Source organism: Rhodococcus sp. NPDC056743 (assembly GCF_042790355.1).
Classification (GTDB): Bacteria; Actinomycetota; Actinomycetes; order Mycobacteriales; family Mycobacteriaceae; genus Rhodococcus_F.
The window spans coordinates 89,651-104,556 of record NZ_JBHTZI010000004.1 but is presented as its reverse complement, the minus strand read 5'-3'; the positions used below and the strand labels follow the sequence as shown (position 1 = coordinate 104,556).

General features: G+C 60.3%; 15 protein-coding genes. 7 read left to right on the top strand and 8 right to left on the bottom strand.

The features are described from left to right. Positions 1 to 44: 44 nt before the first annotated feature. Genes cysN through ACFRFQ_RS10500 form a run of 4 tightly spaced genes read right to left on the bottom strand, consistent with a single transcriptional unit; the run spans position 45 to position 4,253 of the window. Positions 45 to 1,946, bottom strand: a complete 1,902-nt coding sequence (gene cysN, locus ACFRFQ_RS10515; RefSeq protein WP_378656581.1) for a sulfate adenylyltransferase subunit CysN — start codon at positions 1,944 to 1,946, stop codon at positions 45 to 47. Beyond that, complete coding sequence (cysD, locus tag ACFRFQ_RS10510; protein ID WP_378656578.1) at positions 1,946 to 2,851, bottom strand: sulfate adenylyltransferase subunit CysD; 906 nt, start codon at positions 2,849 to 2,851, stop codon at positions 1,946 to 1,948. The genes cysN and cysD overlap by 1 nt, the downstream gene beginning before the upstream one ends. Next, complete coding sequence (locus tag ACFRFQ_RS10505; RefSeq protein WP_378656575.1) at positions 2,848 to 3,630, bottom strand: 3'(2'),5'-bisphosphate nucleotidase CysQ; 783 nt, start codon at positions 3,628 to 3,630, stop codon at positions 2,848 to 2,850. Before ACFRFQ_RS10505 ends, cysD begins: the two co-directional genes overlap by 4 nt. A gap of 11 nt (positions 3,631 to 3,641) precedes the next feature. Next, positions 3,642 to 4,253, bottom strand: coding sequence for a TetR/AcrR family transcriptional regulator (locus ACFRFQ_RS10500; protein ID WP_378656573.1), 612 nt, complete (start codon positions 4,251 to 4,253; stop codon positions 3,642 to 3,644). A gap of 78 nt (positions 4,254 to 4,331) precedes the next feature. Here ACFRFQ_RS10500 and ACFRFQ_RS10495 point away from each other — a divergent pair, with 78 nt between their 5' ends. The 5 genes from ACFRFQ_RS10495 to ACFRFQ_RS10475 all read left to right on the top strand — a co-directional run bounded on the left by ACFRFQ_RS10495 (position 4,332) and on the right by ACFRFQ_RS10475 (position 10,599). Next, complete coding sequence (locus tag ACFRFQ_RS10495; protein WP_378656570.1) at positions 4,332 to 5,123, top strand: SDR family NAD(P)-dependent oxidoreductase; 792 nt, start codon at positions 4,332 to 4,334, stop codon at positions 5,121 to 5,123. Positions 5,124 to 5,128: 5 nt separating this feature from the next. Then, positions 5,129 to 6,418, top strand: coding sequence for a sulfotransferase family protein (locus ACFRFQ_RS10490; RefSeq protein WP_378656567.1), 1,290 nt, complete (start codon positions 5,129 to 5,131; stop codon positions 6,416 to 6,418). Then, a complete protein-coding gene (locus ACFRFQ_RS10485; protein WP_378656564.1) occupies positions 6,415 to 7,713 on the top strand; it encodes an alkyl sulfatase dimerization domain-containing protein in 1,299 nt (432 codons plus the stop codon). Before ACFRFQ_RS10490 ends, ACFRFQ_RS10485 begins: the two co-directional genes overlap by 4 nt. Further along, the gene (locus ACFRFQ_RS10480) at positions 7,710 to 8,876 is read left to right on the top strand and encodes an NADH:flavin oxidoreductase (protein WP_378656562.1); all 1,167 of its coding nucleotides are present in this window, start codon (positions 7,710 to 7,712) and stop codon (positions 8,874 to 8,876) included. The genes ACFRFQ_RS10485 and ACFRFQ_RS10480 overlap by 4 nt, the downstream gene beginning before the upstream one ends. A 154-nt stretch (positions 8,877 to 9,030) precedes the next feature. Further along, positions 9,031 to 10,599, top strand: a complete 1,569-nt coding sequence (locus tag ACFRFQ_RS10475) for an ABC transporter substrate-binding protein (protein WP_378656559.1) — start codon at positions 9,031 to 9,033, stop codon at positions 10,597 to 10,599. A 47-nt stretch (positions 10,600 to 10,646) separates the two neighbouring features. Here ACFRFQ_RS10475 and ACFRFQ_RS10470 read toward each other — a convergent pair whose 3' ends face one another. From ACFRFQ_RS10470 to ACFRFQ_RS10460, 3 genes are all read right to left on the bottom strand, one after another. Further along, positions 10,647 to 11,276 carry a DsbA family protein gene (locus tag ACFRFQ_RS10470; RefSeq protein ID WP_378656556.1) on the bottom strand — a complete coding sequence of 210 codons (630 nt, stop codon included), beginning with the start codon at positions 11,274 to 11,276 and terminating at the stop codon, positions 10,647 to 10,649. Positions 11,277 to 11,371: 95 nt separating this feature from the next. Continuing rightward, a complete protein-coding gene (locus ACFRFQ_RS10465) occupies positions 11,372 to 12,025 on the bottom strand; it encodes a response regulator (RefSeq protein ID WP_378656553.1) in 654 nt (217 codons plus the stop codon). Between the two features lie 35 nt (positions 12,026 to 12,060). Continuing rightward, positions 12,061 to 13,416, bottom strand: a complete 1,356-nt coding sequence (locus tag ACFRFQ_RS10460; protein ID WP_378656550.1) for a sensor histidine kinase — start codon at positions 13,414 to 13,416, stop codon at positions 12,061 to 12,063. A gap of 24 nt (positions 13,417 to 13,440) precedes the next feature. Between ACFRFQ_RS10460 and ACFRFQ_RS10455 the strand changes: the two genes are divergently transcribed. Together ACFRFQ_RS10455 and ACFRFQ_RS10450 are read left to right on the top strand one after the other, a co-directional pair. Beyond that, complete coding sequence (locus ACFRFQ_RS10455; protein WP_378656547.1) at positions 13,441 to 13,956, top strand: DUF4352 domain-containing protein; 516 nt, start codon at positions 13,441 to 13,443, stop codon at positions 13,954 to 13,956. Continuing rightward, entirely contained in the window at positions 13,953 to 14,435 is a 483-nt protein-coding gene (locus tag ACFRFQ_RS10450; RefSeq protein WP_378656544.1) for a hypothetical protein, read from the top strand. Before ACFRFQ_RS10455 ends, ACFRFQ_RS10450 begins: the two co-directional genes overlap by 4 nt. On the opposite strand, the gene ACFRFQ_RS10445 is transcribed toward ACFRFQ_RS10450, so the two are convergent. Continuing rightward, the gene (locus tag ACFRFQ_RS10445) at positions 14,410 to 14,844 is read right to left on the bottom strand and encodes an OsmC family protein (protein WP_138871691.1); all 435 of its coding nucleotides are present in this window, start codon (positions 14,842 to 14,844) and stop codon (positions 14,410 to 14,412) included. The genes ACFRFQ_RS10450 and ACFRFQ_RS10445 overlap by 26 nt on opposite strands. Between the last annotated feature and the right edge of the window lie 62 nt (positions 14,845 to 14,906).

The following is a 14,906-nucleotide window of genomic DNA, read 5'->3' as shown; positions in this document are numbered from 1 at the left end:
TAGGACTCCTTAATTGAGGGTTGAGTATTCAGCAGATCGTGAATTCAGTGAATGATTCCGCGTTCGAGCAGATGCCGGATGATCTGATCAGCGGCATCGAGTGTCGACAACGACGTCGTATCGATACGGATATCCGGCGAGACCGGTGTTTCGTACGGCGAGTCGATACCGGTAAAGTTCTTCAACGCACCACTGCGCGCCTTCTTGTACAACCCCTTGGGATCTCGCTGTTCGGCGACAGCCAGCGGGGTGTCCACGAAGACCTCGAAGAACTGATCGGCACCGATCGTTTCCTTGGCGGATTGACGTTCGATCTGAAACGGTGAGATGAACGATGCCAGCACGATCAATCCGGCATCGGCCATGAGTTTAGCGACTTCTGTTACGCGGCGGATGTTTTCGACACGATCCGCTTCTGTGAATCCGAGATCACGGTTGAGTCCGTGCCGAACGTTGTCACCGTCGAGCAGATAGGTGTGGCAGCCGAGTGCATGCAGTTGTCGTTCCAACTCGTTGGCAATCGCCGACTTACCCGAGCCGGACAACCCGGTGAACCACACGACGCACGGCTTGTGACTGTTGAGCGTCTCACGCGCCTTTTCGTCGATGTCGACGGCCTGCCAGTGGATGTTGTCCGAACGCCGCAGCGAATGCTGGATGAGTCCGGCACCGACGGTCGTGTTGGTCAGCCTGTCGATGAGGATGAATCCACCGGTATCACGATTCTCCGTGTACGGGTCGAATGGTACCGGTCGGTCGAAACTCAGGTTGCAGACACCGATTTCGTTCAGGGCAAGCGTGTCTGTCGCCGTCTTCTCCATAGTATTGACATTGATCTTGTGCTTGGGCTTGGTGATTCGAGCCTGGACCGTCATAGTGCCGATCTGGCAGAGGTACGGCCGCTCCGGCAGCATCTCCGCTTCACCCATCCACACCACATGGGCTTCGAACTGATCGGCCACCGGGGGCAGGGAATCCGAGGCAGCGAGCATGTCGCCGCGACTGATGTCGATCTCGTCGGCGAGTGTGATGGTCACGGATTGGCCGGCGATGGCTTCGATGAGATCACCGTCCATCGTGACAATACGTGCGACGGTCGACTCCTTTCCGCTGGGAAGTGCTCGAATTCGATCACCCGGGCGGATGATGCCGGAGGTGATCTGACCGGAGAAGCCGCGGAAATCGAGGTCGGGTCTGTTGACCCACTGCACCGGCATACGGAACGGGCGTTGCTGCAGATCATCGTCGATCTCGACGGTTTCGAGGTGATCGATAAGTGTCGGACCGTTGTACCACGGGGTATTCGCGCTGCGCTCGGTCAGGTTGTCCCCCATATATGCCGACATGGGAATCGGAACGACGTTCTTCAAACCGATTTCGTCTGCAAAATCACGGTATTCGGCGACAATGTTGTCGAATACCTCCTGCGAGTAGTCGACAAGATCGAGTTTGTTGACGGCGATGACTACATGTCGAATACCGAGCAGTGAAACCAGGTACGAATGACGACGGGTTTGAGTGAGCACACCTTTGCGGGCATCGATGAGGATGACCGCGAGGTCGGCTGTCGATGCGCCGGTGACCATGTTTCGGGTGTACTGCTCATGGCCGGGAGTATCAGCGACGACGAACTTGCGACGCTCGGTCGCGAAGTAGCGGTAGGCGACATCGATGGTGATGCCCTGCTCACGTTCAGCTGCGAGACCGTCGACGAGGAGCGCAAAATCGAGTCCTTCGCCCTGGGTGCCGACTTTGCGCGAGTCGTTCTCCAGCGCCGAAAGCTGGTCTTCGAAAACCAATTTCGACTCGTAGAGCAACCGGCCGATGAGCGTGCTCTTGCCGTCGTCGACGCTACCGCACGTAATGAAGCGCAGCATCGTCTTGTTGGCATGCAACTCGAGATACTGCTCGATGTCGTCGGCAATGAGTTCGGATGGATGAGTCATCAGAAGTACCCTTCTTGCTTCTTCTTCTCCATCGACGCGCTCGAGTCGTGATCGATGACGCGGCCTTGGCGTTCGGAAGTGGTGGTCAACAACATCTCTTGGATGATGTCGGTCAAGGAGGTTGCCGTCGATTCGACAGCGCCGGTCAGTGGGTAGCAGCCGAGGGTGCGGAATCGAACACTCTTGAGTTCCGGAGTTTCTCCCGGCAGCAACGGCATCCGGTCGTCGTCGACCATGATCAGTGCGCCGTCGCGTTCGACGACGGGACGCTTGTCCGCAAAATACAGCGGAACGATCGGAATCTCTTCCTGGCGAATGTATTCCCACACATCCAGCTCGGTCCAGTTCGAGAGCGGGAACACCCGCAGGCTCTCACCTGGCGATTTACGGACGTTGTACATCCGCCACAGTTCCGGGCGCTGCTGCTTCGGATCCCAGCGGTGCGCTGCCGATCGGATCGAGAAGATCCGTTCCTTCGCCCGGGATTTTTCTTCGTCACGGCGAGCGCCGCCGAACGCGGCGTCGAACTTGTAGTGATCCAGAGCTTGTTTGAGGCCCTCGGTCTTCCACATATCGGTGTGCACTGCGGATCCGTGAGTGAACGGATTGATTTCCTTCTCGACGCATTCGGGATTCTGGTACACCAGCAAGTCGAGATCAGTTGCGGCTGCGGTCTCGTCGCGGAGCTTGTACATGTCGCGGAACTTCCACGTCGTGTCGACGTGCAGCAGCGGAAACGGCAACTTCGACGGGTAGAAGGCCTTGCGCGCCAAGTGCAACATGACAGCACTGTCCTTACCCACCGAGTACAGCATCACCGGGTTTTCACTCTCGGCGACGGCTTCACGCATGATGTGGATGCTCTCGGCTTCGAGCCGTTCGAGATGAGTCAGTGCAGTAGTCATCGGTTCAGCACCTCCAATGCGGTAGCCGCGAGCTCGGGGCGGCAGATCAACAAGTCCGGCAACCAGGGATTTGATTGGTTGTAGTGCAGAGCAGAGCCGTCGATTCGTGAAACATGCAGGCCTGCAGCCTGAGATACAGCAACAGGAGCGGCAGAATCCCACTCGTACTGTCCACCGGAGTGTGCGTAGATGTCCGCGTCGCCGCGCACCACCGCCATGGCTTTGGCGCCGGCCGAACCCATCTCGATCAGCTCGGCATCCAACGCGCGAGCCAGTGCCATCACGGGCTCGGGCCTGCGGGTGCGACTGACGACAACCCGAGGATTGGACGGCACGGCGCCGAACGGCGGTACCGGGTCTTTACTCGAGTGCGTTATTCCCAGCCCCGGGAGGGCCACGGCTCCTGCTGCAAGAGAGCCGTTCTCGAACAGAGCAACATGCACAGCCCAGTCATTGCGGCCGATCTCACCGAACTCGCGAGTTCCGTCGAGTGGGTCGACAATCCAGACGCGCGACGCACCGAGCCGCACCGCAGTGTCAGGTGATTCTTCCGAGAGCACTGCGTCGCCGCTGAATCGGCGAGCCAGTTCCCCCGCGATGAATTCCTGACTGACTCGGTCTGCACCCTTTCGGAATGCGACGGGATCGACGTCGCCGGAAGTCAACGCCTCTCGATACCGGAGGAGCAGTTCTCCTGCGGCAGTGCTGATATCGATGGCAGCGGCTGTATCGCACGTCGTTTCGGGTGGGTCGTCATGATGCGTGGTAGTTCGCGTCATCGATGCTCCAGTCAGTGTGTAATTGCCCTCGCTAGCCCGTCTGCCGAGTACATGATGTACTCCGTCGGATCGAGGTCTTGGGCCCAGTTGTTGACGATGGTGTCGGCCAGCCCCATGAGGCCGGCCCAGACGAAGGGGATCAGGGAAGGTCCCTCACGGAGTGAGAGTCCCTCTGCACCCGCTGCGTCTTCGAGAGCTGTCCGCAGCTCTGCGAATTGCGCTTCGGTGGAATGTCGCAAGTCTTGGACCGCTTGCCCGTCGGAGTTCGAAGCATCTTCGGTCGTTCGCCACACAGATGCCACGTGCCCGACTCGGGCCCATTGCTTGGTGGTCTCAGGCACGATAGCTGCGATCAGGGCCGATATGCCTTGATCGCGTGGCAATTCGGCAATGAACGCGGTCAACTCCTGCTGACTCTCGAAGAGGAGAGCTGCAAAGATATCGCGTTTGTCGACAAAGTACTGGTAGATGAGTCCGGGACTCATACCGGCTTCTTTGGCGACGCTCCGAATCGTCAGTGCGGCGTAGCCACCCACATCCAGGATGGCTGCTGCAGCATCGAGGATCCCTCGGCGCCGTGCTTCCGTATCTCCGCGGACAGACGTGGTGTTCGTTGCGTTCATCCACACACACTAGCTGCTCGTTAAACAATGTTCAACAGCTATTGAACATTGTTCACAAACTGGCTACTGTCACACCTCATGACATCGAGCACCGAAGACAACGCAACTGATTCCACTGCGAAAAGTGTTGTGGCATTCGACTTTTCTTCCTCCCGAGTTCTGGTGACCGGAGGGTCCAACGGCCTCGGACTTGCTATTGCACACCGCTTCGCCGACGCCGGGGCACACGTGACGATCACCGGAACGAAGGCATCAGCGGGCGACTACGAGCACGACCTCTCCGCATTCACGTATCGGCAGTGCGTCATGACCGATCGCGAGCAGATCGCCGACGTCGCCGCAGGGCTGTCAGCACTGGACATACTGGTCAACAACGCAGGTCAAACGCTTACCCAGAAGGGCGAATGGAACCCGGAAGTATTCGAAGAATCGCTCGCGGTAAACGTCGTGAGTGGGTTCCGGATGTCGTCCGCGGTCTTGCCACTGCTCAAGGAAAGCACGCAAAGCGGCGGCGCTTCCATTGTCAACGTCGCATCGATGGCGTCGTACTTCGCCGTCGATGTCGTGCCCGGATACGGCGCGTCGAAGGGCGCCGTCGTCCAGATGACCAAGACCATGGGGTCGAGTTGGGCCGAGCACGGGATTCGGGTCAACGCCATTGCCCCGGGATTGACTGCAACCAAGATGACAGCGGGACTCCAGCAGCGTCCTGAGCACAGCAAACCGTCACTCGATCGCACACCGATGGCCCGGTGGGCAGACCCGTCAACGGACGTCGCCCCCGTCGTACTGTTTCTCGCCAGCCCAGCCGCACAGTTCGTCACCGGGCAGACCTTGCCCGTCGACGGCGGATACTCGATCAAAGGATGACGACCGTGCCGTCGACAACTGCGCAGCCTGCGGAAACCACACCGAAACGCCTCCGCATCGCCGACCTCCGTGACCCCGTACTCACCGAGTCCCAGCAGCAGACGTGGGCATATGCCGAAGCGAACCCGATCACTCTGTCCGTGGACAGCGTCCTCGCCGCGGCCCGCGAACAAACAGGCCTGGACGATTTCGGTCCGGACGACTTCCGCGAACGACTTGCGTTGTGGCTGGACGAGATCGACGCCGATCCCAATCGGTCACCCGTTTCTCGCATGGTTACTCACTCGGCGTGCACCCGCTACGCGGCCAACCGACTACGAGTGCTGGACGTCCTGCGTCGCCACCCCGAGATTCACGACGAGGAGGTAGTGGCTCCCATCATCGTGGTGGGACTGCCGCGATCCGGTACCACGCATCTCCTGAACCTCATCTCAGCCGATTCCCGCTTCCGGTCGCTGCCGCTCTGGGAGAGCCAGGAACCTGTCCCCTTTGCCGGCGACGAGCTCGACGCAGACGGCGTCGACCCGAGATTGACTCGGAGCCAAGCACGTTGGGATCAGATGCAGGCCAAGAGCCCACTGGTGGCAGCAATGCACCCGATGAACCCGGAACATATTCACGAGGAACTCGAACTCGAAAGCCTTGATTTCTCGAGTTACAACTTCGAGTGGATGTCGTCCATGGCCCCTCGCTGGCGCGATTACTATCTTTCCCACGATCAGCGCCCACACTACGAGTTCATCAAGACGATGCTCAAACTCCTGCAGTGGCAGCGAGGCCCGAATCGCTGGATACTCAAGTGCCCGCAGCACCTCGAACAGCTCGGCCCACTCATGGACACCTTCCCCGACGCAACGGTCGTGATGACACACCGCGATCCAGTGTCGGTAGTTCAGTCTGCCGCAACGATGGTCGGCTACGGCGCTCGGATGAACTTTCACACGCTCGATCTGGATGCAGTGTGCGACTACTGGATCGACCGTGTCAGCCGACTGCTCGACGCGGGCACTCGTGATCTTGCACTGATTCCCGCAGAGCGGCGCGTGGATGTGTATTTCGACGAATTCATGGCGGACGACCTAGGGACAGTCGAGAAAATCTACAATCGCGCCGGCCTGGAGATGACCGAGCAGGCTCGAGGAGAGATCCGCGAGTACATGTCCCGTCACAGGCGCGGCTCCAACGGTCAGGTTGTTTACGACCTGCGCGCAGACTTCGGCCGTGAGCCGGCCGATTTACGCGCTCGATTTGCCAATTATTTTGATGCCTTTCCAGTGAAAGTAGAGGTCTTGTGAACCAGCACATCTCCGATCAAGTCGACAATCTGATTGCACAACGACCAGGAAAGACCCTGCTCGAACCTGAGTACACCGATGCAGCGATCAAGATCAACGATTTCATCTACGGCAGTGGCGGCACCAGCGCGGCATACATGATCGTCACGCCGGCGGGCCGAATCATCGTCAACACGGGCTGCGGATTCGAGGGACCGCATCATCGAAAGCTGTTCGACGACATCTACTCCGGGCCGACCAGATACATCATCACCACTCAGGGCCATACCGATCACGTCGGTGGAGTACACGCCTTTCGCGAGCCGGGCGCCGTCTACGTGGCCAACGAACTGAACCAGTCCGTCCAGCTCGACGATGCGCGCGTCATCAAGCGGATGCGCCAGTGGGCACCCGTGTGGTTCGGCCGGGACGCCGACACAGTCGCACGCTTTGCCGCAGAATTCCCGTCGGTGTCGAACGCACAGGACGAACCGGTTCCGGATCTCACATTCAAAGATCGTCTCGGCTTCACGGTCGGCGGACTGGATATCGAATTGTATTCCGGTGTAGGCGAAACGGTCGACGGCGCAATGGTGTGGCTCCCTCAGCATCGCATCGCGATGATCAGCAACCTGCTCGGTCCCCTCTTCGGCCACTTCCCCAACCTCAATACCGTTCGCGGGCAGCGATACCGCTTTGCCGAACCGTATCTCCAGACGATTCGGAAACTGCGGGATCTGCGTCCGAAAACCCTGATTACCGGCCGCGGCGAGCCCATCGAGGGAGAAGAGCTGATCGACGCAGTCCTGAAGCGGATGTACGACGCCGTCGACTACGTGCACCGAACCACGCTCGACGGAATCAACGCGGGCAAGTCCGTCGAAACATTGATGCGCGAAATCACTCTGCCTCCAGCCCTTTACGTCGGACAGGGCTACGGTCAAGTCAAATGGGGAGTCAAGACCATCTGGGAAACCTACCTGGGTTGGTTCCATCACGACTCGACCACCGCGCTCTACGATCTGCCACGGGCGAAGACTTTGGCTGATCTCGTCGAACTTGCCGGGGTGGAGCGTGCGATCGAACTCGCCGAAACGAGACTTGCCGAAGGCGCGGTGGTCGAAGCCACCGCACTGTCCGAAGCTGTTCTCGCATTCGCCCCCGACAACGTACCCGCTACCCGCATCCTTCTGGCCTGCCATCGGGAACTGCTGACGCAGCCGTCCACCGAGGCGAACTTCTGGGAATCCGGCTGGTTGGCACACCAGATCGAAAAGCTCGAAGCAACTGTCGCAGAATCGGATACGAACGGATGAAAACACTCGACGCCTTCGCGCCGGCACAGTTGGGGCCGGCAACGCTCCGGAACCGAATCATCAAATCGGCTACGTTCGAAGGCATGACGCCGAAAGGCGTGGTCACCGACGAACTGATCGACTTCCATCGCAAGTTCGCTGCCGGCGGCGTCGGCATGACAACAGTTGCCTACTGCGCTGTTGCGCCGGAAGGGCGCACATCCGCAGGGCAGATTCAGTGGACCGAGGAAACCGCACCCGGTCTGCGCCGGCTGACGGATGCGATTCACGCCGAAGGCGCAGCAGTATCTGCGCAGATCGGACATGCGGGTGCCGTCGCACCACCAAAAGCAATCGGCAGCAAGGCACTTGCACCGAGTCGGCATTTCCATCTGACGACCATCAGTTTCGCAGAAGCTGCTACCGAGGCGGACATCGATCGGATCGTCGAGGCTCATGCTCACGCGGCCGGACAAGCGGTCGAGGCAGGATTCGACGCGATCGAAATGCACTTCGGGCACGGCTACCTCATCAGTTCATTTCTGAGCCCGAAACTGAACCACCGCAACGACTCTTACGGCGGGAGCTTGGAAAATCGGGCACGCTTTGCGCGTCGAACCGCACGGGCCGTTCGCGACGCTGTGGGCGGAAAGATTGCCATCCTCGCAAAGATCAGCATGGACGACGGTGTACCCGGCGGATTCTGGCTCGACGAAGCAATCACTCTGGTGCGCTGGCTCGAAGAAGACGGCACGCTGGACGGGGTGGTGCTCACTGCCGGTAGCTCACTCGAGAACCCCCTCTACACGTTCCGCGGCGACGCACCGCTGCGAGAGTTCGGGGCGCTCATGCCGCAACCGCAGAAGCTCGGAATCAAACTGGTGGGGAAGCACTTCCTCCGCACCTACCCGTACACCGACGCCTACCTTCTCGACCACGCACGCCAAATCCGCACGGCAGTAGATCTGCCGCTGGTACTGCTCGGCGGCATCACGGGCAAGGAATCGATCGACCTCGCCATGCGCGAGGGGTTCGAGTTCGTGGAAATGGGCCGCGCTCTGCTCAGCGACCCGGACTTGATCAAGACGATCGAGGAAGAAGGCCAGGGGCAGACACTCTGCATTCACTGCAACAAATGTATGACCACGATCTACGGAGGAACTCGCTGCGTGTTGCGGCCATGATCCACCCCTTTCAACACTTTCGAGAGGTATGAATTCTGTGAGAAAAGTGGAACGACAAGCAGTGCGGTCGCGCACGGAGCCGATTGAGCGACTTTCGGGAGCAACCCGAACGAATCACAAGTCGCGAGGCCGCCGTCTATTGCCTGCTATCGGTGTGGCGATCACCGCAAGCGTGTTCCTGGCGTCGTGCGCCGACAGCTCGACCGGTGGTGACGGCGAGTCCGCGGAATCGAGTTCTTCCTTGGAGATCGGCATGGTCAATAAGCAAGCCGATCCCGGCACACCCACCAAGGGCGGCACTTTGACATTCAGCGGCTACTCCGCCGTGACCACGTTGGATCCGGCCAAGGCCCAGGTTGCCGGCGCCACGGGCGGCACCGAGCTCAGTGCGATCTACGACGTGCTGGTGCGCTACGACCCCATCGAGCAGAAGTTCGTGCCGCAGTTGGCACAGTCGCTCGAGCCGAGCGTCGACAGCAAGACCTGGACGTTGAAACTGCGTGACGGCGTGACATTCAGCGACGGAACACCTTTCGACTCCAAGGCCGTCACCGACAGCATCACCCGCTACGTCACCAACAAGGGGGCGCAGTCAAATCTGTGGGCCGCCAAGGTCGCTTCGATGGACACCCCGGACGCATCGACGGTTGTCTTCAACCTCGTCGATCCGTGGACCGGCATTCAGTCGATGCTCGCTACCGGACCAGGTCTGATCGTTGCCCCGACCGCTCAGCAGGGTGAGACGTTCACGCCGATCGGCGCCGGCGCGTTCACCCTCGAGAAGTTCGCGCCCAACGAAGAACTGGTCCTGGCGGCTCGTCCCGATTACTACGGCGGCGCACCTATGATCGACAAGCTCAAGCTGATCAGTATCGTCGGCGCTCAGCCCACGGCCGAGGCGCTCGAGACCGGCGGCATCGACGTGGCATACATGCGCACGCTCGCCCCGATCCTGGACCTGATCGAGAACGGTAACCCGGGCTTCATCGACATTCCTTCGCTCGGGTACATCTCGAACGTGAACATGGCTCCGGGTCGCCCCGGATCGGACGTGCGCGTCCGTCAGGCGATAGCTTTTGCCATCGACCCGGAAACGCTGAACACCCGTGTCAACAACGGCAAGGGTCTGCCCGGCCAGGTGATCTTCCAGGACACCTCGCGCTGGCACAACGACGTCGCACCCATCGGTGTCGACCCGGCCAAGGCGAAAGAACTGCTCGGCCAAGCCAAGGCTGACGGTTACGACGGCAGGATTACGTTCCTCTCGATCCAGGAGCCGTCCGCGCAGGCAACAGCTCTCGGGGTGCAGGCAATGCTCAATGCAGTCGGCTTCGACGCGCAGATCGAATATGTCACGAGTTCAGGCGATCTGGTCAAGCGTCTGTACGCAGACCGCGATTTCGACATGAGTACCGGCGCGCTGAGCCTCAGTGAAGCGGATCCGTTCGAGCGTCTGTACACCAACAACAAAACTGGTGCCAAGAACAACATTACGGGCTACTCCGACGCGGAAATGGATAGCCTGCTGGACGAGTTGGGCATCGCTACGACAGATGAGGGCAAGAAAGCCGTCCTCGCCAAAATCCAGGAACGCGCTAACGAAACCGTGCCGTGGCAGGTCTGGGGTAATGCCCCGATGCTCGATGTGTGGAACAAGAACGTGCACGGAGTGCAGCAGAGCATGGACGGCATCATGCTCTTCGACGAAGCCTGGAAGAACTAGAGCCTCGGAACTCCGGTCGCCGAGATCGCACACGATCTCGGTGACCGTCAGGCCGGCTCGGAAGCCTGCGTGAGCAACTGCAGGAACACCTCTTCTGGCTGGGCGCCGGACACTGCGACCGCACGGTTGGCGACGAAGAACGGAACGCCGCTGACCTGGAGCTGGCGGGCCATGGACAGATCCTCGCGTACAGCCTCGGCGGCCGCATCGGAGTCGAGTTGTTCACGAACAGTATAGGCGTCGAGGCCGACGCTGACAGCCAGATCTACCAGCACCTCGCGATCGTCGATCACCTTCCCGTCGCTGAAATGGGCCTTGAACAGCGCTTCGAGGAGTTCGTTCTGTCGCTCACCGGCAAGATGCAGCAGTCGGTGCGCATCAAAAGTGTTGGCGGCGATCACGGTCTCGAAGTCCAAAGTCAATCCGACTTCGGCGGCCGTCGCACTCACGTGGGCGAACATCTGGCGTACCTGATCAGGCGCCATTCCCTTCATCTCGACCAAAGCGTCGAGTTCGGTGCGTCCCTCGCCCACCGGAGTCTCCGGAGCCAGCTGGTACGAGCGCCAGATGACGTTGACGCGGTTCTTGTTCTCGAAACGATCCAGGGCCGAAAGGAACCTGGTCTTTCCGATGTAGCACCACGGACAAGCGATGTCCGACCATACTTCGATGGTCACGTCTTGGTCAATCACAATTTGATCAGTCACCGAAGGTGCAACAACACCACGTGCGGGATTAGTCCTCACACCACACGACTGCAACAAAGGTCACGCTACGAGACAAGACCACACCGGTACGCAACCAGCGACGCACGCACCCGATTGTTGACTCCGAGTTTCGAGAACAACGAGGAGACGTGCGATTTGATCGTCGTTTCACCGAGATACATACGCTCCGCGATTTCGCTGTTTCCCAGACCTGTGGCCAACTGCGCCAGAACTTCGCGTTCACGGTCCGTGAGCACCGCCAACGCGCTCTGATCCCGAGCAGGTTCACGGGGAGTGGACTCGGCGATAGCCCGTAGGGAATCCCGACTGAACAATGCGTGGTCGGTTGCAACGACACGCACGGCCTGCTGAAAGGCTTCCGGTGCAGCATCTTTCCGCATGAAGCTGTGCGCGCCGGCCTCGACTGCAGCGATGACCAGGCCGTCGACGTCGAATGCCGTCATCGCGATGACCTTGGGCGGATTGGGCATCAACATCAGCTGACGAGTTGCTTCCAAGCCCCCGACTCGAGCCATCTTGAGATCCATCAACACCACGTGGGGGCGAAACCGAGTGACCTTGGCGGACACTTGATCGCCGTCCTCGGCCTCCGCAACCACCACGATGTCCGGTGTGGCTTCGAGGATGTCCTTCATCCCGCGCCGCACCCAGGCGTCGTTGTCGACGATCAGCGTAGTAACCCGCGAGTCTGTGTCCATGGTGAGTTAAGGCTACCGAGCGCCACCGACAGAATTTAAGCGAACCAGGGCACCCAGCAACTGACGAGAAAATCCTCCCCCAGAGCGCCGGCCTCGACCTTGCCGCCGATTTCGCGGGCCTGCTCGGCCAATCCGCGCAGACCCGAACGCGAACCGATCGACGTCATCGGGGGTAGGTCGCTGAGCTTGTTGCGTGCCAGTATCCGAATTCCGTCGTGTGGTGAGCCGTTCACGGTGATGACGAGCATTTGATCGCTCGCGTACTTCTGAACATTGGTGAGTGCTTCCTGCACGACGCGATAACACACGTGACCGGCCAACATTCCTACGTCGCCCGGAAGCAATTCGGATTCCAGACGGCAGTGAATACCGGCCGCCCGAGCACCGTTGACCAGATCACCGATCGCATCGATCCCCTGGTGCCCACCGTGCTCACGACGATCACCACTTCCCCGGAGCACTCCGACGATGCCCTTCAATTCGTCCAAAGCCTCGTGTGCCGTGGTTCGGATCATGGCCGCGGTATTGACGACCTTCTCCGGATTATCGGCTGCACTGACCTGTAACCCGCCCGCAAACAACGAGATTCGACTCAAACTGGCCGCGATCGTATCGTGCATGTCGCGGGCGATCCGGGTGCGTTCCTCGGTGCGAATCATCTCGTCGCGCATCGCATCGGTCTGCTCCGTCGCCAGATCCCGCACGTGCACGGCCTTGACGAGTTCGGTTCTGGTACGAACGAGCAGCGAGAGCGCCAGCACGACGGCAACCATCACAGCCGCGACCAACCAGGGAATCCACAACGCCAGGTCGTACTGCTCGAGCTCGATGCCGTCCTTCGGCATGGGCGTCCCCATCGTGAGCACCGAATACTCGCGATCCCGGAAAGCGTCGTAGGTCAAGGAGATTCCGCATGCCACGTACACGGCAGCGGATGCGGCCGCCAATCGACTTCCGCGGGCGATTCGAGCAACCGCAAACAACGCGATGAGCGCTGCCGTCGCGTCTGTCGGAAAGAGCAGAGGACCGACCAGCGTGATCGCCAGAACCACCCAGGGACGTTGATGGCGCCACACCAGCGATATCCCACCGGTCGCGCCCAGAACAAACCCGATGCCGACCAGCACCGGTGGCACATTTCCCGACGAGCCGGCGATACTCGCCGTCATGATCGAACAGAAAATGCTGAACGCGACAGCGGCGGTTGTCCATACGCGTCGCCGCACAGCAGTTCCTCGGGTAGTGATCACCGAGCAAGCGTATCGACCACCACCGACTACTCGAATCAGCCGATAGATCGACCACGCGCACGAACACCGACCGAAAGGAGGAGACACCCCGATCTTTCGGCTGACGCGAAGGGCATCCCCGACATCGTTGACTAGTGCCATATCCGCTCTCGAAAGGCACACATCATGCGATCACTCCGCACTCCCCTCGCTGTCCTCGCCGTCGGCGCAGCCCTGTTCGCAACCATCGCCTCAGGCGAGACCGACGAAGCGAAGAAGGTCGACGACAGCGGTTCGACCGCCGCACCCGCTGCCGCTTTCGGCGTCGGGGACGTCGTCGAACTCGGTGACTGGCGCGTCCAGGTACACGGCGTCGTCGATCCGTACGTCTCGACCAATCAGTTCATCACCGCTGATCCCGGAAGCCGCTACGTCGTGATCGATACCGAAGTCACCAACAACAGCGACAAGCCCGCGGCCGTGTCGTCGATGATGTGCTTCGAACTGCAGGACTCGGCAAACAAGTCGTACAACATCACGTTCACCGACAGCAGCACGTCGAGCGTCGACGGAGAGCTCGCGCCGGGCGCAGCCAAGCGGGGCGAACTGGCGTACGAGGTCCCCGAAGCCGCCACCGGTCTGCGTCTTCAGTTCAAGTGCGATCTGTTCTCGTCCGGCTCGGCAACCATCAACCTGTCGTGAACCGTCCGGGCGATCTGCTGCTGAGTCCGTGGGCGCTGGTTTCGGTGGCGACCGTTCTGATCAACGACCACGTGCTCAAGGACGCGTTCGGGAACACGTTGACGGGCAAGCTGTCCGACATCGCCGGAGTGTTCCTGTTTCCACTGCTTCTTCTCTCGGTTCTCGAGGTGCTCAGACGCAGCCTGGTAGGTCGAGCAGCAATCGCCTGGTCCATCGCAGTCACGGGAATCGGCTTTGCCGCAGTGAAGTTGGTTGCGCCGGTCGGCGACGCGTACGAGTGGGTGATCGGGTTTCTCCGTTGGGCTGCGGGAGGATTACGCGGAGACATCTTGCCGATCCTGGTCTTTCGCGATCCCTCGGATCTGTGGGTGCTCCCGATACTGTTCGCGAGCTACCTGGTCATCACACACAACCGCACTCGGGCGCCGGAGGGGGCGCCCGAGCACGAGAAAATCAGTCCAGCGCTGCATCCAAGGTGATGTCGACGCCTGTCAAAGCCTTACTGACCGGGCAGGTTTCCTTCGCCGCTTGCGCGACCTTGGCAAAACCGTCGGCGTCGAGGCCGTCGACCTCGGCGCGAACGGTGAGCTTGATTCCGGTGAGCTTGAAACCGACAGTGTCGGGGCCCAACGAGACGTCAGCAGTGATATCGAGGCTCTGCGGAGTTCCGCCGGCTTCGGCGATGAGCGCTGACAACTGCATCGCGTAGCACGAAGAATGCGCTGCCGCGATCAGTTCCTCAGGGCTGGTGGTCCCGCCGGCGTCGTCGGCTGCTCGTTTGGGGAATGACACGTCGAACGTCGCGACACCGGAACTGGTGAGTTCCACCTGCCCCGATCCGGCTTCCAGGGTGCCGTTCCAGGCGGTGCGTGCGGTACGAGTTGGCATTGGGTGTCCCTACTTCCGTGTACGGATTTCTTGAAACGCCTTGCCACTCGAAATCTACCCGC